Here is a 26482-nt window from a genome sequence, read left to right on the forward strand (position 1 = left end):
TAATTTCAACATTATTTTTCAACATAGCCTATTTAATATGAAGTAAATTATAAAAACTTTTATAATTAAGGGAGTATAAAGGAAATTTTAATGATTTATAGAATATTATTATAAGTTCATTTTCTCATTGGAGGTTGAAGCAGTTTGAAAAGAATTGAATTGGTTTACGAGAAGCTTAAGGAGCTTGATAACGGAAGTGGAGTAAGCGCTCTTGAGCTTGCGGAAGCACTAGGTATAAGCAGAGCAAATGCAAGCAGTGATTTAAATAGATTATGTGAAGAAGGAAAGGCTTCTAAAAGCAACGGCAGGCCGGTGCTTTTTAAAATTACCGAGGAAGGTTTGGCAGAAAAAGAAAGAGAAAGCACAACAATAGATAAATTTGCAGCTAAAAATCAAAGCCTTTTTTCAGCAGTAGAGCAAGCAAAAGCTGCAATATTGTATCCACCTAAAGGAATGCATATATTAATTCTTGGTGATACAGGAGTTGGAAAGTCTATGTTTGCGGGACTTATACATAAGTATGCAATAGAAATGGAAAAGCTTAGAAAGGAAGCACCCTTTGTTACCTTTAACTGTGCGGATTATGCAAACAACCCGCAGCTTTTAATAAGCCAGCTTTTTGGAACTAAAAAAGGTGCATATACAGGAGCTGATTCAGATAAACAGGGTCTTATTGAAAAGGCCAATGGGGGAATACTTTTTTTAGATGAGGTGCATAGGCTCCCCCCAGAAGGGCAAGAAATGTTTTTTACCTTTATGGATAAGGGGATATATAGGCGATTAGGAGAAACAGAGCAGGAAAGAAAAGCAAGTGTAATAATAATATCTGCTACTACAGAAAATCCTGATTCTGCTCTCTTAAGAACATTTACAAGAAGAATACCTATGATAATCAGAATCCCTTCGTTGTCTGAAAGAAGCCTAGAGGAAAGATTTCATCTTATAAGCAGCTTCTTTAGAGAGGAATCTTCAAGGCTTGATAGAGAGATAATGGTCTCTGTCAATTCCATGAGAGCACTTTTAAGCTATGGGTGTTCAAATAATATAGGTCAACTTAAGACTGATATACAGCTTGTTTGTGCTAAAGCTTATGCAGATTTTATTGCTCATAGAAAAAATGGTATTACTATAACCAGCTCTGAGCTTCCCTCATACATTCGGGAAGGTCTATATAGAGAAACTGAACATAGACAAATATGGAATAAGCTTATAGGAATAAATAAGAGATACTGCATCTTTGATAATAGCAGTGATGAAATTTTATTTGAAGAGGAACAAAAAGAAGAAAATATTTATGAAATGATAGATATAAGATTCCATGAGCTTAAAGGGAAAGGCATAAATGGCAGTCAGCTGGAGCAGGAAATGGAAAAGGATATTGATGATTATTTTACCAAGTATCTTTATACTGTTAACAGAAGAATCGATATAACAAATTTGGAAAATCTAATAAGTCATGAAATTGTGGATGTTGTTCAAGAAATCATAAGCTTTAGTGAAGACAGACTTAAGAAGAATTTAAGTCAAAAGGTCTATTATGGTATGGCAGTTCATATAGCAAATTCAATAGAAAGAATTAAAAGAAACAAGAAAATAATTAATCCACAGTTAAATAAGATACGGACTGAGCACCCTGAAGAATTTTCAGCAGCCTTAGACTGCCTGAAGATAATAGAAAGATGTTTGGATATAACGATTCCAATTGATGAAGCAGGTTTTCTGGCTATGTTTTTAGTTTATGATGATAGAGAACGTATAGAGGAACAAGAGGAAGTTAAAGTAATAGTAATCGCTCATGGAGATACGACTGCAGCCTCTATGGCTGAGGTTTCAAACAAGCTTTTAGGAATAAAGCACGTTATGGGGATTAATGCGCCACTCGAAGAAAAACCGCAGCAGGTGCTGTCGAGATTAAAGACCATGGTTAAGGAAAATACTATAACCTCTGATATTCTTCTTTTGGTGGATATGGGATCTCTTACAACCTTTGGTGAAGAGCTTGAAAAAGAGTTTAACATTAATACTAGGACAATACCTTTGGTAAGCACACTTCATGTTTTAGAAGCTGCAAGAAAATCCATGCTTGGGTATTCTTTAGAGCAGGTTTATATGGAAACTATGAATGTTAACAGATTTATAGAGCATGAAGGTGAAAAAGAAGAATTGGAAGAAAGTGTTAAAAATAAAATGGCGATTATAACTATATGCACAACAGGAGAGGGTAGTGCTAGAACAATAAAAGAATTTTTAGAAGCGGAGCTGCAATTTGATAGAAGTATTCTTGAAATTATTCCCCTTAACATTGTGGCTAAGGAAAATATAAGTACTAGGCTTAGAGCGATTTCTAGGGATAAAACAGTATTATGCCTTGTGAGCTCTTTTAATATAAGTTCAAAGCTTCCTAAGTTTGGTCTTCATGAAGTTTTAAGCAGGAAAGCAATAGAACAAATACAGAAGCTTATAGATATAGAAACTACTTATATCAAAATGGGAGATACTTTGAAGTATCAGCTTAAAAATATTGATGGAGCAGAAGTATTTAAGGATATTAAGGAATTTATAACTCAAGTTGAAGAAGACCTAAACATAAAAATGGATACAGACATTTTAATAGGCACTGCACTTCATATGGGATGTATGATAGACAGGCTGAAAGCTGGCGGTGCTATAATAGAATTCGAAAATTGCAAGGAGTATATAAAGCAAAATCCTGAGCTTTATAGAGTAGTAAAAAATGCTTGCAGCCAGCTTAATAAAAAATATGGTGTATATATACTGGAAGATGAGATTTGTTATATAATGAGTTACTTTGATATAAAAAAATATAGTTAGTAGTCTGCGGCTATTGGTGCCGCATTTTCTTTTTAGTGTTTTGGCATGCAAGTTGCTATATTAATGTAACGTAGCAAGTTATTTTTATAAACAACAATATGAGAGAGGATGAGAGAGATATGAGCTATCAAGAGATTATAATGCAAATAATTATAAGTGGAGGCAATGCCAGGAGCCAAGCTATGGAGGCTATACACTTTGCAAAAGCTGGGCAAATAAAAGAAGCAAGAGAAGCTATAATTAAGGCCGATGAAGAATTATCGCAGGCCCATTCAGTACAAACACAGCTTATTCAAGAGGAGGCAGCAGGCAACAATAAAGAAGTAACGCTTCTTATGGTACACGCACAGGATCACCTAATGAATGCAATAACTGTAAAGGATCTTGCGCAGGAATTTATCGATATGTATGAAAAATTGTTTAATAAATAAAACACTATTTAAAACACTCAAAACACTAATGATAAAAAGTAAAACACTATAAAACAAGTAAAACACTAAAGATAAATTAAAACACTATAATATAAAACCGTCTTAAATTGCTATGAATCACATGAAATCAAACAGAAAATAATAAGAAAAGTGTTTTGGCACGATACTTGCTTATAATATTTATGCAGACAAAAATAACATAAGTAATTAAAAAATAAAATTGGAAAGGAGGAGGTAAGAGTGAAAAGGATTACCTTGGTTTGTGGGGCAGGAATGTCAACAAGTCTTCTAGTTGTAAAAATGAATGATGCTGCCAATAAACTTGGAATAGAAGCTAAAATAATTGCTGTAGCGGAAGCAGAGTTAAGGCATCATATCGATGAAACAGATGTACTACTTTTGGGTCCTCAAGTAAGATTTTTATTAAACAAATACAAAACAGCTTATGAACCAAAAGGAGTTAAAGTCGATGTTATAAACAGCATTGACTACGGAATGATGAATGGAGAAAAGGTTTTAAATCATGCCTTAACTTTGTTAAGCAAATAAGTATTTATTAAGTATCTAATGAAATTATAAATAATTATTTAACGGGGGGAATTTTAATGAAAGGACTAATTAACTTTCTGGAAAAGTACTTTGTACCTGTAGCAGGAAAAATCGGTTCACAGAGACATCTTGTGGCTATACGTGATGGTTTTGTTACTATAATGCCTTTAATTCTTATAGGATCCTTGGCAGTACTTTTTAATAATCTTCCAATACCAGGCTGGGGAGACTTCATGAAGAACATCTTTGGTGAGAAGTGGAACAGCTTTGGAGGAACACTCTGGAATGGTACCTTTGCCATCATGGCTCTCTTAGTTGTATTTTCAATTAGCTATAATCTTGCTAAGTCCTATGAAAAAGATGGACTTACAGCAGGCGTTGTATCCTTCGGTTCTCTTTTAATGCTTTATGCAGGTTCTGCAAAGGATTGGGCGGTTCCATATGGATATTTAGGAGCTCAAGGTTTGTTTGTTTCATTATTTGTTGCTATCGTTGCTACAGAGCTATTTGTAAAGCTTATGGGAAACAAAAAGCTTGTTATAAAAATGCCTGATGGAGTACCGCCAGCCGTAGGAAGATCCTTTGCTGCACTGCTTCCATCATTAATAGTTTTAGTTATATTTGGATTCTTAAAAATTGGTCTTGACGCTATTGGAGTTCCGGATATTCATAAATTTATATTTGAAATAATTCAAAAGCCACTGCTTGGATTAGCTAGCAGTCTGCCAGCAGCGTTATTGGTTGTTTTCTTGGTTCACCTATTATGGTTCTTTGGTCTTCATGGAACAAACATACTTCTCCCAATTACAAGTGCACTGTTTTTACCTTTAATGGAGGCTAATGTTAATGCCTTCAAGGCAGGAAAAGCTGCAGAGCATATAGTTACATCTTCCTTCTTTGACACCTTTGTGTATATGGGAGGTGCAGGAACTTCCATATGTCTTCTGATAGCAATAATGATAATTGGAAAGAGAGAAGAAAATAAAGTTAAAGCAAGGCTTGGAATAGCTCCAGCAGCCTTTAATATCAATGAGCCAGTGCTATTTGGAATGCCTCTTGTTTTAAACCCAATTTATGTTATTCCATTTATACTTCTTCCGGTAATATTAACAATTACAAGTTACACAGCAATAGCTATTGGTCTTGTTCCGAAAACTATAGCAATAGTTCACTGGACTATGCCTCCGATTATAAGCGGCTTCCTTGCAACAGGTTCAATTAGAGGTATAATCCTTCAGCTCATAAATCTTGCCATAGGAATATTAATTTATATGCCGTTCGTAATTGTGGCTGAAAAGCACGCAAGAGATATGGAATTTAAGAACAATTCCAATTCATTGAATGCATAATTAGAATATAAAAATTTTAGAGAAACTCTAACCGTAAGTGTTAGAGTTTCTTAATTTAATCTATATAGGAGTGGATTATATGGAAAGAAAGCTTGGAATATCAGTTTATGTAGAAAATGCTACAGTAGAAGAAAATATTAATTATATACAGCTTGCTGCAAGCTATGGATTTAAAAGAATTTTTACTTGTCTTATATCTGCTAATGGGAAATCAATAGATGAAACTATAAAAGAATTTAAAATCTTAACTTCTTGTGCTAATAAGCACAACATGGAAGTAATTGCAGATATAGATCATACAGTATTTGAAAAGTACGGTGCTTCTATACATGATTTATCTTTCTTTAAAGAACTTGGACTATCTGGTATTAGGCTTGATATGGGATTTAGCGGTTTAGAAGAGTCAATAATGAGCTGTAATCCTTACGAAATAAAAATTGAACTTAATATGAGCAATGGAACAAAATATGTGGATAATATTTTGTCCTACAGACCTAATAGCGAAAATATCATAGGATGCCATAATTTTTATCCAAGGCTATATACAGGCTTAAGCCTTAATCATTTTTTGATGTGTTCAAAACAGTTTAAGGAACTTGGGATAAGAACAGCCGCCTTTGTAAATTCAAAAAGTGCAAGCTTTGGGCCTTGGCCAGTATCAGAAGGCCTATGCACTTTAGAAATGCATCGAAACCTGCCTATAGACGTTCAGACAAAGCATCTTTATGCATCAGGTTTAATTGATGATGTAATTATAGCTAATGCTTTTGCATCAGAGGAGGAGCTTAAAAAAATCAGTAGATTAAATAAAAATATGCTCCAATTTAATATACAATTTGTTTCAAATGCTACAGAACTAGATAAAAAAATAGTACTGGAGGAAACTCATTTTAACAGAGGTGATGTATCCGAGTATGTAATTAGATCTACACAAAGCAGAGTTAAATACAAGGGTCATGAATTTCCAGCCTATAACATTGTAGACATAAAAAAAGGTGATATAATTATAGATTCATCGCTTTATGGAAGGTATGCAGGAGAGCTTCAAGTGGCTCTTAAGGATATGAAAAATACAGGAAAAACAAATATAGTGGGAAAAGTCGTTCCAGAAGAAATATTTTTGCTTGATTATATTGAGCCCTGGAGTAAATTTAGTTTTATAGAAGAAAGATAAAAGGCTGCAGCTATGCAGCTTTTTTTAGCATAAAAAGTTAGGATATATTACATACTTATTAGAAATAATAGATACTAGGTATGCTTAAAATGTTATTGTTAAATGTATGTTAAGTTCATTTTGTTAATTGATATTATGTAAACAGCGTGTTAATATTTATTCTGGGACTATTGAATGTTATAAATTTTAAATATAGACGGAGGATAAAAATGAGCATTACTTTAGAAAGTTTTTTGTCTCAATTAGTATCAAACCCAGCGTTACTTATTATAGTAATACTTACTTTGGGAGTTATATTAGTAAATGGTTGGACTGATGCACCTAATGCCATTGCTACCTGTGTTTCAACGAGGGCGATTGGTCCAAAGAAAGCAATAATAATGGCTACTATTTTTAATTTTTTTGGTGTTTTTGTAATGACAGTTTTCAATGCAACAGTTGCACAAACCATTTATAAGATGGTTGACTTTGGTGGAAAGTCTAAAGATCCTTTAATAGCACTATGCGCTGCTTTGTTTGCAATAGTATTATGGTCAACAGCAGCTTGGTGGCTTGGTATACCTACCAGTGAAAGTCATGCATTGATAGCAGGTTTGTCTGGAGCGGCTATAGCGCTTCAAGGTGGACTTTCTGGAATCAATGGCAACGAGTGGGTTAAAGTAGTTTATGGATTATTCATGTCCACTATTATGGGTTTAGGCTTTGGATTTATATTAGTTCGTACAATAGAAGCATTATTTAAAAGGGTTGATAGACGCAAGAGCAAACCATTTTTTCAAAATGCACAGATTGCAGGAGGAGCAGCAATGGCCTTCATGCATGGAGCTCAAGATGGACAGAAGTTTATGGGCGTGTTTATGCTTGGAATATTTCTAGCTAATGGACAAACCAATGTAACTAATTTTACTATTCCAATATGGCTAATGGTACTTTGCTCTGTTGTAATGGCACTTGGTACTTCTATAGGTGGTTACCGTATCATTAAAACAGTAGGTATGGATATGGTAAAACTGGAAACTTATCAAGGTTTTGCAGCTGACTTAGCAGGAGCAGCTTGTTTATTAGTTTCTTCTGTGATGGGTGTTCCTGTTAGTACAACTCACACGAAGACAACAGCAATTATGGGAGTTGGTGCTTCTAAAAGACTTTCTGCTGTTAACTGGAGCATAGTAAAGGAAATGGTCTTAGCTTGGGTATTAACTTTCCCTGGCTGCGGTATTGTAGGATATGTAATGGCTTATATATTTATGAAAATATTTTAAATAAGAGAGGAAAGTGTAAAAATGGCTAAAGATAGAGATTTTAATTATTTTAAGGCGTTTGTTGATTTATCAGGCTTTTCATTAAAAGCTGCTGAAATTTTAAATACTATACTACACAGTTATGATCCAAATACAATAGAACAAAAGGTAAAAGAAATGCATGAAATTGAGCATGCTGCAGATCTTGAAAGACATGAAATAATGAATAGACTTGTAAAAGAATTTCTTCCTCCAATTGAAAGAGAGGATATTATCAGTCTTGCTGATAATATAGATGATGTAATAGACTCAATAGAAGATGTTCTAATTGGAGTTGACATATTTAATGTTCAAACAATAAGACCTGAAATAATTAAATTCACAGAATTAATTATGGACTGCTGCAAATCAATGAATGCAGCTTTAGGAGAATTTGAAGGCTTTAAAAGATCAAAGACTCTTCATGCTGCAATAATAGAAGTTAACCGCCTAGAGGAAGAAGGCGATAAACTTTATATGGATGGAGTAAGAAGTCTTTATAGAAGTGAAAAAGATGCTATTCAGCTGTCAGTTTGGACAGAGATATATAGAAGATTAGAGAAGTGCTGCGATAACTGTGAAGAAGTAGCAAATAACATTGAAAACATAGTAATGAAGAATTCATAAGAAGATATAGTTACAAGAGAGGATTACAATTTAATCTTCTCTTCTTTTTATTTAGAGCTAATATACAATAAATTTTTGTCTATGGATATATTTAGAAATATGCATTATAATTAGCTTACGGTTTAAACTATAGTTAGAATTGTTAATGGAGAGTGATATTTATGATTCCAACACCACATATTAATGTTAGCGAAAAAGGAATAATAGCAGAAACTGTTTTGCTTCCAGGAGACCCTTTAAGAGCAAAGTTTATTGCTGAAACTTTTTTAGAAAACCCAGTGCAGTTTAATACTGTAAGAAATATGTTTGGCTACACAGGCACATACAAAGGAAAGAAAGTATCTGTTATGGGCACAGGGATGGGGATGCCTTCAATAGGAATATACTCTTATGAACTTATAAATTTTTATGGAGTTAAAAATGTAATCAGAATAGGTTCCTGCGGGTCTTTTCAAGCAGATGTAAAAGTTAGAGATATAGTTATAGGAATGGCAGCTTCAACAAACTCAAACTATGCTAGTCAGTATGGACTTCCTGGAAGTTATGCTCCAACCGCATCTTGGAAGCTGCTTCAAAAGGCTGTTAAAATAGCTGAAGAAAAAGGAGTTAATCCTAAGGTAGGAAACATTCTGTCTTCAGATATCTTCTATGATGAAGATCAAGAGGTATGGAAGAAATGGGCTAAGATGGGTATTATGGCAGTTGAAATGGAAGCAGCAGCACTTTATATGAATGCAGCTCGCGCTGGAGCAAATGCCCTTTGCATATTAACAGTTTCGGACTCATTAGTTACACATGAAGCGACAACAGCAGAAGAAAGGCAGACATCTTTTACTCAAATGATGGAAATCGCTTTAGAATTAGCAGAATAATAAGTGGAGAGCTATTAAGCTCTCCATTGTTTTTGATTTTGACGTATTATTTTATATATTGTCAGTTTAAGTTTAAAGTTTGTTAGTTTAATATTATAAAAAGCATATAATCGGAAGATAAGATGGGCTGTGGTTCGCGGCGAAGGTATAGATTTATCAGGGATACCTGAAAACACATATAAGTTTCAAAAAATCAAATAATATGATATATTAATTTGTATAAAATAAGACAGTATAACTTTTAAATTAAAAACTATTCGGGGGGAGAAGTATGATTAGAGCATTTATAAGAAGTAAATTTATGAAAAGAAAAAGTATTATGTTTACTTGGACATTATCATATATAGTGATACTTCTGTTGCCAATTATTGTAAGCGTTATCATGTATGCTAAGGTAGATATAATAGTTAAAGCTGAGATAAACAGAGCAAATGATTTTTACCTAAGTCAGGTCCAACAGTATATGGATAGTGTGGCTGATGACATAAAAATGATTAGTGTTCAGGTTGCATACAACAACCGAATTCAGGAATTAATTCCGATAAAGCCTCCTTTTGATGACAACCAATACTATAAGTTGTATGAAGGGGTAAAAGAATTAAAGAACTATAAGATATTAAACCCCAAAATTAATAACTTTTTTATTTATTTAAATAATAGTGAACTTATTCTAAGTGATAAAGGTAATTTTGAGAATAAGAGTTTTTATGATATTTATACTGGAATGAACGAGTATAGCTATGATAAATGGATAAAGCTTGTGAAGGAAAATTACAAAGGTGGGAAGTTTATTTCTATACCTAAGGATTCAAAAAGCAATGAAAAAAGTATATATTATATAATAACTTTTCCGTGGTTAAGACAGACTGATGTATCAGCTAATTTTATTACTGCGATAGACGAATCACAGTTTATTAAAATATCTGGTAATGTTGAGTCTGCTAATAATGGTCAGTTAATGATTATTAATGAAGACAATGATATAATTGCCGGGGAAGCAAGCGAAGGACAACTTCCAGATTGGCTTAATTATAAGAGTCTTGACAAAGATAGAGGAGTAGTTACTGGAGATTACAATGGAGAAAAAGTTGTTGTTTCTTACGTCTCCTCTCAGGTAGAAAAAAACAAGTATATTCATATCATGCCAGAAAGTATTTTTTGGCAAAAACTTCAGTATGCTCGAAGAATGATTTATCTTAGCATATTGGTTTGTATAGGCTTAGGAAGTATAATGACTTATATATTGGTAAAAAGAAATTATGAGCCTATGGGAATGCTCATTAATGAGCTTAGAGATATGCCTGAAAAATGTAGGGATATGGAAGCTAATGAGTATCAATTTATTAAAAAAACTATTGCAAATGCAGTAAGCGATAAGGAAGAGTTTAATAGAAAACTTATTAGCCAAAATTCAATACTTAAATCTAGATTTATTGAAAGATTGCTTAAAGGAAACTTTAGTGATACTACTGTAAACGATTCGTTGATAGCATATGACATTGGCTTTAAGTCTAATTATTTTTCTGTTATGCTATTCTACATTGAGGACTTTAGTGAAGTATTCTTAGAGCATACTAAGCATAATAACTTAGAGGCTTTTAGTTTAGCACAGTTTGTTATTACTAATATCTTAGAAGAATTAGCCTGCGATAAATTTTTAGTATTAGTTACTGAGACGGATGGAATGCTTTCTGCCATAGTCAATTTTAAAGATGAAAATTTTAAAGAGGAAGAAAATCAAATAAAACAATTAACTAGTGAGCTGCAGAGTTTTATTAAGAAGTACTATAAAATTAATTTTACTGTTGCTTTAAGCACTATCCATAAAGATATAGAGGGAATTGCTGCAGCCTATGATGAAACCTTGGAAGCAATGGATTATAAAATAGTTATGGGAATAGATGGAGTAATATTCTATGATGACACAAAGGTTAAGATAAATAAAGAATATTACTATCCAATAGAAAAAGAACAACAAATAATTAATTGTATAAAGCTAGGGGATTTTAAAAATGTACAGTTGGTTATTAATGATGTGTATAGAAAGAACTTTGTTGATAAAGAAATTTCACCTCAAAATGCAAAATGTTTATTTTTTAATTTAGTAAGTACAATTTTAAAAACAATAAATGATTTAAGCACTATACCTGCTGATGAGTTTTCTGATGAGTTGGATAAGATACAGGAACTTATAAACAATAAAAATGTTAATAAGGTTAAGGATGAGTTAAAAGATATATTAAATGTGATTTGTGATAAGATAATTAGCAATAGGAAAAATAAGAATAGCAATATAAAAAGTAAAGTTGATGAATTCATAATAAATAATTATAAAGATGAAAACTTAAGTATTTCTGCAATAGCAGATAATTTTGATATGCATCCTTCTTATATATCCAAACTCTATAAAGCTCAGTCTGGAGAAGGAATTTTGGACCAAATAAATAAGATAAGAATTGAAAAATCCAAACAAATTATGAACGAACAAAAGATTAACTTAGAGGATGTTGCGAAGGCTACAGGCTATTCTAATGTTCGAACCTTTACAAGAGCTTTTATGAAAATTGAAGGAATTACACCCGGAAAGTATAAAGAGACTAATCAAATAGGTTAAAAGTAGAGGTATGGCTTTAAAGCATATTAGAGCTGTACCTCTGCTTTTTATTTTTTGTCCTTATTGTCTAAAAACTATCCATAATAATAAAGGGTATTTGGTGGCAAAATCTCATGCGATATTTCTAGTTTATAAGGAACTTGCTTAAAAGAGGATAAAAGGATATTAAAAATAATTTAGGCTATTTGTAGATAAGTAGAAAATATAAAGTTTTGACTTTTGATTTCATGTATTGACGCTAGGATTAGCTATGAAAATGTTTTAAATTAATCTTAGGTTCACAGCACAAATAAAGATATAAATGCTTAAACAATAAAATTTGAGCATAGAAAGGGGTCAAAATGCTGAACGTAAATAAAAAAGATAATAAAACGAAAAACAAAGAAACATTAGCAGTAAAATTTTCAAATTTTTCAACTCTGGTTCGTAAAGACTTTAAATTAAATAAAGGTCTTTATTTAATGTTCTTACCAGTATTGGCATTCTATATTATATTTCATTACAAACCAATGTATGGATTAATAATGGCCTTTAAAGACTTCCAACCTACCAAGGGGATTTCAGGGAGCGAATGGGTTGGATTTAAGCACTTCATTGATTTCTTTCAGAGTTTTTATTTTTGGAGAGTTTTAAAAAATACTCTAGTAATAAGTATCACAAACTTGATATTTGGTTTTCCAGCACCAATAATATTAGCTTTATTAATTAATGAACTAAGAAACAAGTATTTTAAAAGTGCTGTACAATCTGTTTCATACATGCCTCACTTTATATCTCTTGTAGTAGTGTGCGGTATGATAAAGGATTTTACATCAGATACTGGAGTAATAAGCTATATAATATCCTTATTTGGAGGACAAGCAACAACACTTTTAAATGAAGCTAAAAACTTCGTGCCAGTGTATGTATTATCAGATATATGGCAGTCAGTAGGATGGGGGACAATCATATATTTAGCAGCATTGACAGGAATAGATCAAGAATTATACGAAGCTGCTCAAATGGATGGAGCGGGAAAGTGGAGACAGACACTTAATATAACAATTCCAGGAATTATGCCTACAATAATTGTAATGCTTGTATTGAGAATGGGAAGTATGTTAAGCGTAGGATTTGAAAAAGTAATATTGCTTTACAATCCTGCAATATATTCAACTGCAGATGTTATATCTACATTTGTATATCGTAAAGGTCTTCAGGAGTTTGCATTTAGTTATAGTGCAGCAGTAGGATTATTTAATTCAGTAATTAACTTTGTTCTTTTAATAACGGCAAATAAAATAAGTAAAAAATTCAGTGATTCAAGTCTGTGGTAAAGGAGGGAAATTAGGGTTATGCTCAATAAAAAAAGTAACGGAGAAAAAATCTTTAATACATTTAATATCATTTTCATGATAGTTCTCATGATTATAACTGTGTACCCACTACTGCATGTATTATTTGCATCAGTAAGTGATTCTAATGAGGTGTTAGCTCATAGAGGACTATTGCTAAAACCATTAGGTTTCAACTTTGCGGCTTATAAGATGGTATTTAAAAATCCTATGATAGTAAAGGGATATTTAAATACAATAATAATTGTTGTATTTGGAGTTTCATTAAATATATTAATGACCTCTTTGGCGGCATATGTTCTATCAAGAAAGAATGTGCTATGGAAAAAGTCAATGATGTTCTTTGTAGTATTTACTATGTTCTTTAGTGGTGGGCTTATTCCATTCTATTTTACAGTTAAAAATCTTCATATAGATGACAGCTATCTAGCATTGATATTGCCAGTAGCGATAAATACATTTAACCTTATAATAATGAGAACATCCTTTGAAGCTATACCAGACAGCCTTGAGGAATCAGCTAAATTAGATGGAGCAAATCATTTCACTATTTTGTTTAGAATAATTCTTCCATTATCACTGCCAATAGTAGCAGTTATGGTGCTTTATTATTCTGTAGGACATTGGAATGCATGGTTCAATGCAATGATATTTATTCAGAACAGAGACTTATACCCGCTTCAATTAGTATTAAGAGAGATATTAATTCAAAATGATACTTCAGTAATGGCTGCTGGGGTTGGAATGGCAGATCAGGAAGCTATAGGAGAATCAATTAAATATGCAGTTATTGTAGTAGCTACGCTTCCAATCTTATGCGTATATCCATTCTTACAGAAGTATTTTGTTAAAGGTGCGCTAGTTGGGGCTGTTAAAGGCTAATAACTATTAATAATGTATCTAGATGGGCTATCATCTAGATATATTAATATATTAGAAGTGTAAAGAATAATTATCTTTAACTGCTTTTTAAAATAGAAGGAGGATAAAATGAATAATATAGTTGATGAAGGAATAAAGAATAAGAATAAGTATGAAACAAGGCCTGCAGTGGATAAGGAGTTTATAGAAAATTCTATCAAGCATATATTAGCTAAGATAGATCAAAATCTAGACTTATTTACAAATAAGTTTCCAAGGCCGGCAAGTATAGATGGTGTTTATCCGCCAATAGATAATATTGACTGGACAGCAAGCTTTTGGACAGGAATGTTATGGCTTGCTTATGAAGTAACTGGTGACGAGAAATATAAGAGAGTTGCAGAAATACATGTAGAAAGCTTTAAAAATAGACTCGAAAATAGAATTGAAGTAGATCATCATGACTTAGGATTTTTATATACACTTTCCTGTGTAAGCGGATATAAACTTACTGGAAATCAAATTGCAAAAGAAACTGCAATAAAGGCAGCCGATCTATTAATAACAAGATATTATGATAAGGCTGGTATAATCCAAGCGTGGGGAGACTTGAATGATCCTCAGCAAAGAGGAAGAATGATAATTGACTGCAACATGAATCTGCCTTTATTATATTGGGCTTCAGAAGTAACTGGAGATAATAAATATAGAGAAATAGCTTATAGTCATGTTAAACAAGCTGCAAAGTATATAGTAAGAGAGGATTCATCAACCTATCATACTTTCTATATGGATACAGAAACTGGTGAGCCATTAAGAGGGGCTACACACCAAGGTTACGCAGATAATTCCTGCTGGGCTAGAGGTCAAGCATGGGGAATATATGGATTCCCTTTAAGCTATAAGTATACTCAAGACTGGGAGCTTATTGAGCTTGCAAAGAAGGTAACAAATTACTTTTTAAATAGACTCCCAGAGGATGATGTATGCTATTGGGATTTAATATTTACAGAAGATACCAGCGGGCAAGAAAGAGATAGCTCTTCCGCAGCAATCGCAGTATGTGGTATAATGGAAATGCTTAAATATATGCCTCTTTCTGATGAATATAGAGTTTATTATGAAAATTCAGCTCTTAGTATGCTAAAATCTTTGGCTATAAACTATACAACTGAAATAAACAGTAAAGAAAATGGTATATTAAAACATGCTGTTTACGCTAAGCCTCAAGGCAATGGTATAGATGAAAGCTGCATATGGGGAGATTACTACTACTTTGAAGCTCTAGTTAGGGCAGTAAAGGATTGGAATTTATACTGGTAATAAATATAGGTTGTTGGCTTGTGTCAGCAACCTATTTGTTTCCTGATAAATATAAAATAGTATTGATTCTTCTCAAAAGGCAGATAGATTAGAATAGTTGCAATTTAAAATATAAATAACACTTTAAAGACAGTATTGAAGAAAATAATATACAAAATACAACGCATTGCTAACTAGTTATATCATGAAATATATTAGAAAGCTATTGTTATGTGAAAGGTGTAAGGTGTTTAGATGTGGAGGGATCCATTTTAATAGACTTATTATTAGTTTTTGTCCATTGAAACAATTATAAGACATATATTAAATTGCTGTTTTCACATTATTGTCAACGTATTTTAGAAATTGTCACTATTAATATGAACAAATTTCAACTAAATTTAGAGTGTAGCGATTAGGCTCAAACAAGAAGTGTAAACGTTAAATTTCAAAGGGGGAAAAAGCATGAATAAAAAACTAAGAAGCATAGTAACTACTGTAGTTATGCTATCATTATCTGCTAGTTTACTTGCAGGATGTGGTAAGAAAGATACAGCAAGTTCTAGCAAAGCAACAAGCGGACAGACTGGAGAAATAAGTTATCCAATTAAAACTGATGTAACTTTAAAGTATTGGCTACCTCTTAATGCAAATGTTTCTGCAACTAGAAAGAATTTAGGAGAAACAGAGTTTGCAAAGGAACTTCAAAAACAAACAGGTGTTAAGGTGGATTATATTCATCCAGCTCAAGGACAAGAAAAAGAAAAATTCAATTTATTATTAGCATCAGGCGACCTTCCAGATTTAATTGAATCAGAATGGGGAGCATTTCCTGGTGGACCGGATAAAGCTATAAAGGATGGAAGTATTCTTAAGTTAAATGATTATATTGATAAGTATGCTCCAAACTTAAAAAAGTTCTTGAAAGATCATCCGGAGATAGATAAAGCATGCAAGACTGATACTGGCGCATATTATATGTTCCCATTTATAAGAAGTGATGATCTTTTAACAGTTTACTATGGACCAACAATGAGAGAAGATTGGTTGAAGGAATTAAACCTTCCTGTTCCAACTACAATGGACGAATGGGAAATTGTATTAAAAGCATTTAAGGAAAAAAAGGGTGCAACAGCTCCATTAAGCTTTGAACTTAGAGAAATATTTGGTGCTTTTGCAGGAGCTTATGGCGTTACTTATGGTAATGGAGTAGGAAACGGATATTATGTAGACAATGGTAAGGTAAAATTTGGACCAATGGAACAAGGTTTTAAAGACTTTGTAAGTACTTTTAATAGATGGTATAAGGATGGTCTTCTAGATAAGAATTTTGCTACAGTTGATAAAAAGATAAAGGCATCAAATATGCTTTCAGGAAAATCCGGTGCTACTTTAGCATACTCCGGAGGAGATATTGGAAATTGGATCAATGCAATGAAGGATAAAGATCCAAACTTTAAGCTTGTTGGAGTACCATATCCATCAGCAGTTAAGGGACAAAAGGCAGCAACTGGTCAAAAGCAGTTCCTATCTACAGGACAAGGTGTTGCAATTAGTGCCAAATCAAAGAATATTGAGCAAGCTATTAGATTCTTAGATTATGGATACAGCAAAGCTGGTATGGATATTTATAACTTTGGTATAAAAGATGTAAGCTATAAAATGGTTGATGGAAAGCCAGTTTATACAGATTTAATTATTAAGAACCCAGAAAAATTGAGCTTAGCACAAGCTATGTCTATATACATGAGAACATATAGTGGACCATTTGTTCAAGTAAAAGAATATATAGATAACTACTATCAGCTACCACTGCAAAAAGAGGCTATAAAGGCTTGGGTTAATACTGATGCTCCTAAGACAATGATTCCATATGTAACAGCATTACCAGAAGAATCATCAGAACTTTCAAAGATGGAAAATGAAATAAGCACATATGTAGATGAAATGTTCTTAAAGTTTGTCATGGGACAAGAGCCAATTTCTAACTTTGACAAATATACAAGCCAGATACAAAAGATGGATATTGATAAGGTTCTAAAGATAAAGCAAAGTGCTTTAGAAAGATATAACAAGAGATAGTTTACAACTTAAGGGAGGGCTTTGGACCTCCCTTTTTATTTAGTATCAATAATTGATAAAAAGGGGAAGAACTACAATGAAGTTTAAAAAAAGTATCTCAATGATTTTAACTTTAACCATTGTAATTACGATTTTACCTTTAACTTTTCCTAGTTCAAATGTAAGAGCAGCTTCTCAACTTATAGTCAATGGAAGCTTTGAAACATTAGCAAGCGGAGGCAATACTAACTATTGGAATAATCCTTCTGCTATTGCTGCATCATGGAATGCAAGCACAATGCCAAGCCAACCTGCTGCTAACAGTCCGAAGATATCTGTTGTAAACGATAACGTGCATTCTGGATATAATGCTCTAAAAATAGCACCAACTGATGATACGCTTAAAAATAATACTAGGCTATTTTTAGGACAAGTAATAAATCTTCCAGCTGAAGCGGCAGGTAAAAAATATAGAGCTAGTGCCTGGGTTAAATTAGGTAATATAGCTGGGAATTCAATTGGGCTTAGATTTCAAAAATTTACAGGAGCAAATGCTACCGGAACTCAGATAATATCATCAGATCAAAAAAGAATTGGAACCATGGGTTGGACACAAATAAATAATGATCAAATTATAGATGACAACTGTCAAAGTGTAAAAGTATCTATAATACATGGCACTGATGCACCTACCCAAGGTACACTTTGGGTTGATGATATTAGTTTCCAGGAAGTTATAGACAGTATTATACTGCCAGAGAGTAGCATATCCTTATCTATAGGTAATAAGTTTACTCTAAGCCCTGATTTTATGCCAAAAGCTGCCACAAAAGATATAACTTGGACATCTTCGGACAGTACTGTTGCTACAGTGGACAATGCTGGGATAATTTCTGCAATAAAGGTTGGTAAGTGCAGAATTACAGGAATCTCCATTGTGGATTCTTCGAAGGCAGTGTATTGTGATGTAAATGTAGTGGGTGTACCAGTAGAAAGAATTATATTAGATAAAAGCAGTATTAATATTGATATGGGGACTGTTAGCAGTATAAGTGCTGAGATTGAGCCACAAAATGCCAGCGAAAAAGGAATACTTTGGAGTTCTGATAATACAGCTGTAGCTACAGTAGATGAAAATGGATTAATTACTGGAATTAAACCAGGAACGGCAAACATTATTGCTCAATCAGCTTCAGATAGTTCAAAAAAAGCACTTTGTACCATAAGTGTAAGTGGACTTATACTAGACAAGGCTTCTTCAGTAATTAATGAAGGAAAATATACATTACTTACGGCTGCTACTATGCCAGGGACTAAGATTATATGGAAATCAAGTTCTGAGGATATAGCAACAGTTACAGACGGTTTAGTCAAAGGTATAAGTTCAGGAAATACAGTTATTACAGCAATAACTGAGGATAATAAATATTCTGCAAGCATGAATTTGACTGTGGAACCTTACACCATGGATGAATATGATAACTTGAGGATTAAATATGCTTCAACTTTACTTGGAGGAATAAGTTATGATCTAAATGATCCATCTACTCAAACATTTATAAGTAATATTGCAACTTCAGCTCAAACTTATTGGAGCAGCATGGATTCTACAGGAAATTATCTTTGGAATGACATTCCAGGTATTATAATAGGTGGACCTAAAAGAAAAACTTCTGAAGTAACAGCTAATTATAATCGCCTTATGACTATGACTAAAGCTTATTTAATGGAGGGGTCAAATCTTAAGGGGAACACAGAACTGCTAAGAGATATTTTAAGAGGTCTTGATTGGTTGAATCAGAATTTATATAACAGTAATACTAAATTATCAATGTTTGTCGGGGATAATGGAACTGGAGATGGAAACTGGTATGCGTTTGTAATTGGAACACCTAAAGTGCTAAATAATCTCGTTTCTTTGCTTTATGACTATTTGAACTCTGATGAAATAAATAGATATGAGATGGCGGTTAGAAACTTTGTATCTGACCCTACATGGTATATGGATTCTTATGGTAAACGTGTAACATCTACAGGAGGAAATTTATCTGATACTTGTAAGGTTGCAGTAGTTAACGGAATAAATACAAAGGATGCACAGTTCATAGCTGCAGGTAGAGATGCTCTAAGTGGTAATTTTAATATAGTAACTTCCGGAGAAGGAATTTATAGCGATGGTTCTTTTATACAGCATTCGTTCGTTCCATATAATAATACATACGGACAAGTTTTACTTCAAGGTATTGGAGATATAGTATATATACTTGATGAAAGCACATGGCAGGTGAAAGACACCAAAATAGATAACATATATAATTGGATTGAAACGGGTATAGCTCCTTTACTCTATAAAGGTGCTGCTATGGATATGGCAAGCGGCAGAGCAATATCAAGAGGGGGATACCAAGATCATGAAATAGGTGCTTCATTGATAAATATTTTTATTCAATTCTCGCAATTTGCTCCTGAACCATATGCAAATAGGTATAAAAGCTTAGCTAAGTATATGATTCAGCAGGATACTTATAGAGATTATATAAACAACTGCAGTGATATAATACTTAAGTCACAAGCACTTAGAATACTTAATGATTTGTCAATAGAACCGTCAGGGGAATTAGTAGGACAGTTTAATTATCCTAATATGGATAGAGTAGTCCATAGAAATTCTAATTATTCCCTAGCTATAAGTATGTACTCAAAAAGAATATCTAATTATGAAACGATGAATGGAGAAAATTTAAAGGGTTGGCATACAAGTGATGGAATGACTTATCTTTATAATGGAGATATAACAAATTTCTCAAGTGACTATTGGGCTACGGTGGACCCATATCGTTTACCAGGAACAACAGTAGATAAGCTGCCTCAGCCTACAGCTGCTAATGATCAGTCAGCAAGTAAAATAACTTCGCCCCAGGGCTGGGTTGGAGGAACCTCGTTGGGGGGATACGGTACTGCAGGTATGTTTTTAGATAAGCTAAAGATGGACCCTGCTGGAGTAATTACAAATAAATTAAATATGAATTTACAGGCAAAAAAGTCATGGTTTATGTTTGGGAATGAGGTTGTAGCTCTAGGTGCGGGAATTACTAGTACAGATAATAGAACTATAGAAACCATTATAGATAACAGAAAAATCTCTGACATAGGAGATAACAGGGTTACTATTAATGGCATCACGAAGCTTGATGCTTTAGGGGAAAGTGAAGTAGTTCCAGAGGCAAGTTGGATGCATTTAGAAGGTAAAACAGCTAATTCAGATGTAGGATATTACTTTCCTGGAGGAGCTAATATCAATATTTTAAAAGAAGCTAGGACTGGTTCCTGGGCTGATATAAATATAAATGGTAATCGTACACCTATAACAAGAAACTATGTAACTGCTTGGTTTGATCATGGCTTAAATCCATATAATTCAGGTTATTCTTACGTGTTATTGCCAGGAATGTCAGCAAAGGAAGTGGAGCAATATGCTAAGAATTCGGATATTGAGATAGTTTCAAATACCCCAGAAGTACAAGCCGCTAGGAAAAAATCTTTAAATATGCTTGCAGCTAATTTTTGGAATGATGCCATTCAAACTGTAGATTACATTACAGTAAATAAAAAAGCTTCTGTTCTATCACAAATGGATAATGGATATTTGGATTTATCTATCTCTGACCCTACTAAGGAAAATAATGCAACCATCGAGGTAGATATTAATGAACCCTACTTAGTTCCAGAAAAGCTTGATAGTAGAATCAAAGTTTTATCCTCTGGCGATAAGACCTGTATTTCTATAGACGTAAGCAATTCAGAAGGAAAGGCTATTATTGGCAGATTTAAAAGAATGGCTAATACAATAGAATTAGACAAAACTAATTTATATATTAAGGTAGGAGATAGTACTTTATTAAAAGCTAATATAATGCCATCAGATGCTGTAAATAAAGAGCTTATATGGAAAAGCAGCGATAATAGGATAGTAGAAGTAGATAGCAATGGATATGTTAAAGCCTTAAAGAAAGGAAGTGCTTATATAACAGTTACTTTGAAAGATGGGAACCTTATTGCCAGCTGCGAGGTAAATGTTATCAAGCCCAAAAAGATAAATGTTCCTAATAATCGAAGGGGATATAAAATTATCTTAAATAAAGATAAAAAAATAGACTTGCCCTTCAACCTTATTTTAGACGAAATACCATGGTTGCATTACGGTAAAAACATAAATAATGAAGCAAAAAAATAATTGGTACCATATGGCCCTGAAGCGTAGTGTTTCAGGGCTTACTATTTTAAAGATATTTCAAGCAGTTCAGAAATTGTCCTACGCAAACTTAATCTGGCACTTTAATATAACAGCATATAAATATTATCATTAAGTTATATACTTAAATTAACTAGGAGAGGAATTAACATGAATTTAAAAGATTTCAGAAAGGGAGATTCAGATACAACTATATTGCTTCAATTATTTAGTACATTTTTTAAAATAGGTCTTTTTTCTTTTGGTGGAGGTTATGCCATGATACCGATAATCCAAAAAGAAATTGTAAATAAACGAGCATGGGTACATAAGGATGAAATAATTGATGTGCTAGCTGTGGCTCAATCTACTCCAGGTGCAGTAGCTGTTAACTCTGCAACAGCTATTGGATATAAAATTTATGGAAAGAAGGGTGCTTTTTTTTCAACAATAGGTGTTGCATTACCATCATTTTTAATCATTATTACTATAGCTTCTCTTTTTGCAAGGATAAAGGATTATAAATTTGTTCAAAATGCCTTTGATGGAATAGGTGCAGCTGTGGTAGCGCTTATAATTACAGCTACCATAAGTGTTTCTAAAAATTCAATTAAAGATAAAACAGATATATTACTTGCAGTAGTAACATTCGTATCAGTAGCTTTCTTTAAAATAAATCCGATATTTGTTATAGTTGGCGGTGCTTTATACGGTTCATTTATATATCTATATAAGTTTTCCACTCAAGCAAATAAAATTAAGGAAAAGAAGTGGTTAAAAAATGACGCTAGTTAATATATTTGTAACCTTTTTTAAAATAGGCCTCTTCAGTTTTGGAGGAGGTTACGCTATGATTCCGGTAATTCAAAGAGAAGTTGAAAGAAATAGCTGGATACAATCAAAAGAATTTGTAGACATAATTGGAATTGCAGGAATGACACCCGGACCTATCGCTGTAAATTCAGCTACCTTTGTAGGATTTAAAGTAAACGGTTTGGCAGGCGCACTTTCTGCTATTACAGGTATTATGGTGCCATCCTTCTTGTGTGTTGTTATTTTATATAAATACTTTAATAAATTTAAAACACATGAGCTAAATAACCTTATTTTTAAAGGCATTAAAGCTGTAGTAGCAGGATTAATTGCTTCTGCTGCAATATCAGTAGCTAAAACTTCTATATTCAAGAATTTTAATTCATTGGATTTTATGAAAAGACTTATGTCAAATCCATTGCAGACTGTAAATGTTAGTTCGATTGTTATACTAATGTTAGCATTAGCAGCACTTATTAAATATAAAATTCATCCTATACTGGTAATTCCTTCTTCAGCAATAGCTGGAATCATTGTAGGAGCTATTATATAGTGAAAGTTTTAATTGACAGGACTTAACATAAAAACATTTTTGGAGGTCTTTATGAAAAATGATGAAACACAACAAGTGAAAGCAAATTTCAATTTTCTGCGAGAAAGATGGAAATGGAATCTTCTTGGTGTTGATGAAATTAATAAAGAAGATTTGGATATTAAATTAATTATTGAGAAAACCACAAAAAATGCTGTAACTGTATGGAACTCATTAAACAAAAGTGAACATAGAAAATACTTATGGGAAACTCTATATAACGATAAAGTTTCAGGCAATATTACTGAATGCTATATCAGACTAAGGGAAATGGCTATTGCCTATTGTATGAAGGGTTCTGAGCTGGAAGGCAATAAAGCTCTTTTAGATGATATTATTAACGCCCTAGAATGGCTATATGAAAATAGATACAATGAGAATACTGATTATTATGATAACTGGTGGCCTTTTGATATTGGAATCCCCCTAAGACTTAATGATATAGTTGTACTCTTGTATGATGATTTAACGGAGAATCAAATACTAAAGTATATGAAAGCAATTGAAAAGTTTGCCTTTGATCCAACTGTATGCAGAGCTGATAAAGTAAAAACCACTGGTGCTAACAGGGTCGATATGTGTAAGGTTGTCGCAGTAAGTGGGATTATTTTAAAAAGTGAATCAATGATGATGCGTGCTAAAGAGAATCTAAGAGAAGTTTTTCAATATGTTTCAGAAGGAGATGGCTTTTATACTGACGGTTCCTTTGTACAGCATGGAGCAATACCATATACCTGCAGCTATGGAGCAGTACTAATTGAAGGCTTGTCTGTAATGCAGCTACTACTTTCAAATTCGCCTTGGCAGCTAGATTATGCTGAAGCAAATAATATATATGATTGGATATATAATTCATACGAGCCTCTTATTTATAAGGGGGCTGCTATGGATATGGCAAGGGGGAGAGCTGTATCTAGATATTTTCTACAAGATCATGTAATCGGCCATGATATTATAAGTTCTATACTAAGGATATCTAATTATGCACCAGACCCTCATAATACTAAGCTTAAGAGTATGCTCAAGCATTGGATTATATCCGATTCACAAAATAATTTTTTTGAAAATATGGACGCTGTGTCAATAATGTCCGCGAAAAAACTACTTCAGGATGACAGTATATTACCTAAGAAAGAGCTCGTAGGGCATTGGAATTTTGCTAATATGGATAGAGTTGTTCATAGAACTAAAGATTTTGCTTTTGCTATTAGCATGTATTCTAAGAGAATACAGAACTATGAGGATATGAATGATGAGAATAAAAAAGCATGGTATACCTCTGATGGAATGACTTATCTGTATAATAATGACTTAAATCATTATAGCGAGGATTTTTGGCCAACAGTTAATCCTTATAGAATGGCTGGAACAACTGTTGATACAGCTGAAAGAAAAATTGTTCTTCAAAAAGATGGAATTGGCGGGCAAAGAAAATCAAATAACAGCTGGGTTGGAGGAGCTACCTTAGCCGGAATATATGGAGCTTGTGGTATGGCTTTAGAATCGGGCTTCAGCACTCTTACTGCAAAGAAATCCTGGTTTATGTTTCAGGAAGAGATAGTAGCCTTAGGTGCTGGCATCTCAAGTAGTGATAATAGAGATATTGAAACTATTATTGAAAATAGAAGGCTAGAATATAAAGGGGATAACACTTTAATTGCAAATGGTGAAACTCTACCTTGTTATTTAGGTTGGAAAAAGCATCTAAAGAGCATAAAATGGATGCATCTAAAGGGGACCAATAAAGGTTCAGATATAGGGTATTACTTTCCAAGCTTAATAGATGTTGAGGTTGTACGAGAAGAAAGAAGAGGATGCTGGAAGGATATAAACGCCGATGGTACAAGCGATGAGTTTTGTAGAAAGTATTTAACTCTGTGGATTAATCATGGATTAAATCCGAATAATGAACATTATTGTTATGTGCTGCTTCCTAATAAAAGTGTTGAAAAGGTTGAGAGCTATGCCGAAAAGCCAGATATTCTAATTTTGGAAAACTCGAAAGTGCTTCAGGCTGTTAAAAATACTAGACTTAATATCATAGCTGCTAATCTATGGGAAGATAAAAAAATAATTATTGAGAATATAAGCTGTAATAAGAAAGCTTGCTTTATGGTTATGCAGTCAGGAAAGGAAATAGAGTTGGCAGTTTCAGATCCAACTATGGAGAATAAGGGAACTATTGAGATTGAAATAGATAAAATGCTAAAAGAAATAATTAGCAAGGACGATGAAATAGAAGTTAAAAGAAATATACATAATACAAGCTTTATTATAAATGTTAAAGAAGCAAAGGGAAAAACCTTTAGGATTAAATTTAATGTTTAAGAAATGATATTTAGCAGGTAAGAATTAATGGAGAATTTAAATTTTTATATTTCCATAGTTAGGAGATATGCATGAAAAATAAAATTACGCAATTTAACAGCTTATTTGGTTTTATTGGCATAACTACCTGCATATATAGTACATTTATAATGCCTTACTTAAAATTAAAAGGTTTTAGCATGACAGAGTTAGGAATGTTTAGTTCCATTAATATTGGCATGTCTATACTAGGGCAATTCGTATTTGGATATATATGTGATTCAATAAAAACAATTAAAAAAATTTTTATTTTTAATTTGGTTATGCTGTCAATAGTTGCTGTTGCTATGCAGATTACTACAAATACCTACATTATAATCTTATTGATTGGCAGTATTGGTTTTTTTCAAGGACCGTTATCGGTGCTTTCAGATAGCTGGGTACTCAGTAATGAAAGATATATTAGTCAAAGCTTTGGAAGCATAAGAGCGTGGGCATCTATAGGATGGGCTGCATGTTCAATATTTATGGGAGTTTTAATTGAAAATTTTGGCTGGAGTATATTTTTAAAGGCATATATTATAATGCTTTTACTGACGTCAGCAGTTACACTAAAAATCAGTGACATCCGAAGAGATATAAATCCTAAGGAAAAAGGTGTAAAAATTAACCCTTTAATCTTGTTTAAGGATTATAGATATGTGTTTGTAGTAGTTATAATGATTTTATTAACTACTACTCATCAAACTCTATCTTTTTTATATGTTAAGATTACTAACTTAGGTGGAACATCAAAACATATAGGTATTTCAGCCTTTGTTATGGCTGTTTGTGAACTTCCAGTATTCTTCGGGTCCCAATACATAATAAAAAGATTTAAACTAACAAGTCTTTTTATGTTTTCTTCATGTATGTATTTAATAAGAATGCTGCTTTTAGGAAATTCAGCTTCCTATATTCAAGTAATAATGTTAGGAAGTTTACAAATGGTTACTTTTTCTGTTTATGTTATCACTTATAAATATTTTATAGCAGAAATAGCACCTGGTAACCTTCAGGTAACAGCGCAATCAACTGCAGTATCTGTTTGTGCAATTGGAAGTATTATTTTTTCAAGCGCTGCAGGCTATATTATTGATTTGTACGGTGTAGATATGGTTTTTGCCATAGGAGCTTGCACAAGTACTGCTGGAATAATTCTTATAATTATATATTGGTTATGTATTGAAAGAAAAAAATTAAGAATGGAGTGA

Annotated in this window: 18 protein-coding genes; all 18 read left to right on the plus strand. The window is 32.8% G+C overall.

The window, feature by feature from the left end; genetic code table 11:
- Positions 1 to 144 precede the first annotated feature (144 nt).
- The 18 genes from NBE98_RS14575 to NBE98_RS14660 all read left to right on the plus strand — a co-directional run bounded on the left by NBE98_RS14575 (position 145) and on the right by NBE98_RS14660 (position 26482).
- Positions 145 to 2832 carry a sigma-54-dependent transcriptional regulator gene (locus NBE98_RS14575; RefSeq protein WP_250815730.1) on the plus strand — a complete coding sequence of 896 codons (2688 nt, stop codon included), beginning with the start codon at positions 145 to 147 and terminating at the stop codon, positions 2830 to 2832.
- Positions 2833 to 2951: 119 nt separating this feature from the next.
- The gene (locus tag NBE98_RS14580; protein ID WP_250815732.1) at positions 2952 to 3263 is read left to right on the plus strand and encodes a PTS lactose/cellobiose transporter subunit IIA; all 312 of its coding nucleotides are present in this window, start codon (positions 2952 to 2954) and stop codon (positions 3261 to 3263) included.
- Between the two features lie 240 nt (positions 3264 to 3503).
- Positions 3504 to 3812 (plus strand): PTS sugar transporter subunit IIB, encoded by a 309-nt coding sequence (locus NBE98_RS14585; protein ID WP_349305958.1) that lies wholly within the window; start codon positions 3504 to 3506, stop codon positions 3810 to 3812.
- A 56-nt stretch (positions 3813 to 3868) separates the two neighbouring features.
- Positions 3869 to 5161, plus strand: a complete 1293-nt coding sequence (locus NBE98_RS14590; protein ID WP_250815733.1) for a PTS sugar transporter subunit IIC — start codon at positions 3869 to 3871, stop codon at positions 5159 to 5161.
- A gap of 79 nt (positions 5162 to 5240) precedes the next feature.
- Positions 5241 to 6335, plus strand: a complete 1095-nt coding sequence (locus NBE98_RS14595; RefSeq protein ID WP_250815734.1) for a DUF871 domain-containing protein — start codon at positions 5241 to 5243, stop codon at positions 6333 to 6335.
- Between the two features lie 209 nt (positions 6336 to 6544).
- The gene (locus NBE98_RS14600; RefSeq protein ID WP_250815736.1) at positions 6545 to 7597 is read left to right on the plus strand and encodes an inorganic phosphate transporter; all 1053 of its coding nucleotides are present in this window, start codon (positions 6545 to 6547) and stop codon (positions 7595 to 7597) included.
- A 21-nt stretch (positions 7598 to 7618) separates the two neighbouring features.
- Positions 7619 to 8242 carry a DUF47 domain-containing protein gene (locus NBE98_RS14605; RefSeq protein ID WP_250815737.1) on the plus strand — a complete coding sequence of 208 codons (624 nt, stop codon included), beginning with the start codon at positions 7619 to 7621 and terminating at the stop codon, positions 8240 to 8242.
- Positions 8243 to 8403: 161 nt separating this feature from the next.
- On the plus strand, positions 8404 to 9114 hold the full coding sequence (deoD, locus tag NBE98_RS14610; protein ID WP_250815738.1) for a purine-nucleoside phosphorylase: 711 nt from the start codon (positions 8404 to 8406) through the stop codon (positions 9112 to 9114).
- 271 nt (positions 9115 to 9385) lie between these two features.
- On the plus strand, positions 9386 to 11728 hold the full coding sequence (locus NBE98_RS14615; protein WP_250815739.1) for a helix-turn-helix domain-containing protein: 2343 nt from the start codon (positions 9386 to 9388) through the stop codon (positions 11726 to 11728).
- A 341-nt stretch (positions 11729 to 12069) separates the two neighbouring features.
- Positions 12070 to 13044 (plus strand): ABC transporter permease, encoded by a 975-nt coding sequence (locus NBE98_RS14620; RefSeq protein ID WP_250815740.1) that lies wholly within the window; start codon positions 12070 to 12072, stop codon positions 13042 to 13044.
- Positions 13045 to 13062: 18 nt separating this feature from the next.
- On the plus strand, positions 13063 to 13944 hold the full coding sequence (locus NBE98_RS14625; protein WP_250815742.1) for a carbohydrate ABC transporter permease: 882 nt from the start codon (positions 13063 to 13065) through the stop codon (positions 13942 to 13944).
- A 108-nt stretch (positions 13945 to 14052) separates the two neighbouring features.
- Complete coding sequence (locus tag NBE98_RS14630; protein WP_250815743.1) at positions 14053 to 15246, plus strand: glycoside hydrolase family 88 protein; 1194 nt, start codon at positions 14053 to 14055, stop codon at positions 15244 to 15246.
- A 444-nt stretch (positions 15247 to 15690) separates the two neighbouring features.
- Positions 15691 to 17307 (plus strand): extracellular solute-binding protein, encoded by a 1617-nt coding sequence (locus tag NBE98_RS14635; RefSeq protein WP_250815744.1) that lies wholly within the window; start codon positions 15691 to 15693, stop codon positions 17305 to 17307.
- A gap of 76 nt (positions 17308 to 17383) precedes the next feature.
- A complete protein-coding gene (locus NBE98_RS14640; protein ID WP_250815745.1) occupies positions 17384 to 21520 on the plus strand; it encodes a polysaccharide lyase family 8 super-sandwich domain-containing protein in 4137 nt (1378 codons plus the stop codon).
- Between the two features lie 168 nt (positions 21521 to 21688).
- Positions 21689 to 22312, plus strand: a complete 624-nt coding sequence (locus NBE98_RS14645; protein WP_250815746.1) for a chromate transporter — start codon at positions 21689 to 21691, stop codon at positions 22310 to 22312.
- A gap of 55 nt (positions 22313 to 22367) precedes the next feature.
- A complete protein-coding gene (locus NBE98_RS14650; protein WP_250815747.1) occupies positions 22368 to 22883 on the plus strand; it encodes a chromate transporter in 516 nt (171 codons plus the stop codon).
- A gap of 51 nt (positions 22884 to 22934) precedes the next feature.
- Positions 22935 to 25250 (plus strand): polysaccharide lyase 8 family protein, encoded by a 2316-nt coding sequence (locus tag NBE98_RS14655; RefSeq protein WP_250815748.1) that lies wholly within the window; start codon positions 22935 to 22937, stop codon positions 25248 to 25250.
- Positions 25251 to 25321: 71 nt separating this feature from the next.
- The gene (locus NBE98_RS14660; protein ID WP_250815749.1) at positions 25322 to 26482 is read left to right on the plus strand and encodes an MFS transporter; all 1161 of its coding nucleotides are present in this window, start codon (positions 25322 to 25324) and stop codon (positions 26480 to 26482) included.

Source organism: Clostridium swellfunianum (assembly GCF_023656515.1).
GTDB classification, from domain to species: Bacteria; Bacillota; Clostridia; order Clostridiales; family Clostridiaceae; genus Clostridium_AT; species Clostridium_AT swellfunianum.

Bases quoted from the DNA above. Each gene is read 5' to 3' on its own strand.
- NBE98_RS14580 (WP_250815732.1), top strand. From the start codon at position 2,952: ATGAGCTATCAAGAGATTATAATGCAAATAATTATAAGTGGAGGCAAT.
- NBE98_RS14590 (WP_250815733.1), top strand. From the start codon at position 3,869: ATGAAAGGACTAATTAACTTTCTGGAAAAGTACTTTGTACCTGTAGCA.
- NBE98_RS14595 (WP_250815734.1), top strand. From the start codon at position 5,241: ATGGAAAGAAAGCTTGGAATATCAGTTTATGTAGAAAATGCTACAGTA.
- NBE98_RS14600 (WP_250815736.1), top strand. From the start codon at position 6,545: ATGAGCATTACTTTAGAAAGTTTTTTGTCTCAATTAGTATCAAACCCA.
- NBE98_RS14605 (WP_250815737.1), top strand. From the start codon at position 7,619: ATGGCTAAAGATAGAGATTTTAATTATTTTAAGGCGTTTGTTGATTTA.
- deoD (WP_250815738.1), top strand. From the start codon at position 8,404: ATGATTCCAACACCACATATTAATGTTAGCGAAAAAGGAATAATAGCA.
- NBE98_RS14615 (WP_250815739.1), top strand. From the start codon at position 9,386: ATGATTAGAGCATTTATAAGAAGTAAATTTATGAAAAGAAAAAGTATT.
- NBE98_RS14620 (WP_250815740.1), top strand. From the start codon at position 12,070: ATGCTGAACGTAAATAAAAAAGATAATAAAACGAAAAACAAAGAAACA.
- NBE98_RS14625 (WP_250815742.1), top strand. From the start codon at position 13,063: ATGCTCAATAAAAAAAGTAACGGAGAAAAAATCTTTAATACATTTAAT.
- NBE98_RS14630 (WP_250815743.1), top strand. From the start codon at position 14,053: ATGAATAATATAGTTGATGAAGGAATAAAGAATAAGAATAAGTATGAA.
- NBE98_RS14635 (WP_250815744.1), top strand. From the start codon at position 15,691: ATGAATAAAAAACTAAGAAGCATAGTAACTACTGTAGTTATGCTATCA.
- NBE98_RS14640 (WP_250815745.1), top strand. From the start codon at position 17,384: ATGAAGTTTAAAAAAAGTATCTCAATGATTTTAACTTTAACCATTGTA.
- NBE98_RS14645 (WP_250815746.1), top strand. From the start codon at position 21,689: ATGAATTTAAAAGATTTCAGAAAGGGAGATTCAGATACAACTATATTG.
- NBE98_RS14650 (WP_250815747.1), top strand. From the start codon at position 22,368: ATGATTCCGGTAATTCAAAGAGAAGTTGAAAGAAATAGCTGGATACAA.
- NBE98_RS14655 (WP_250815748.1), top strand. From the start codon at position 22,935: ATGAAAAATGATGAAACACAACAAGTGAAAGCAAATTTCAATTTTCTG.
- NBE98_RS14660 (WP_250815749.1), top strand. From the start codon at position 25,322: ATGAAAAATAAAATTACGCAATTTAACAGCTTATTTGGTTTTATTGGC.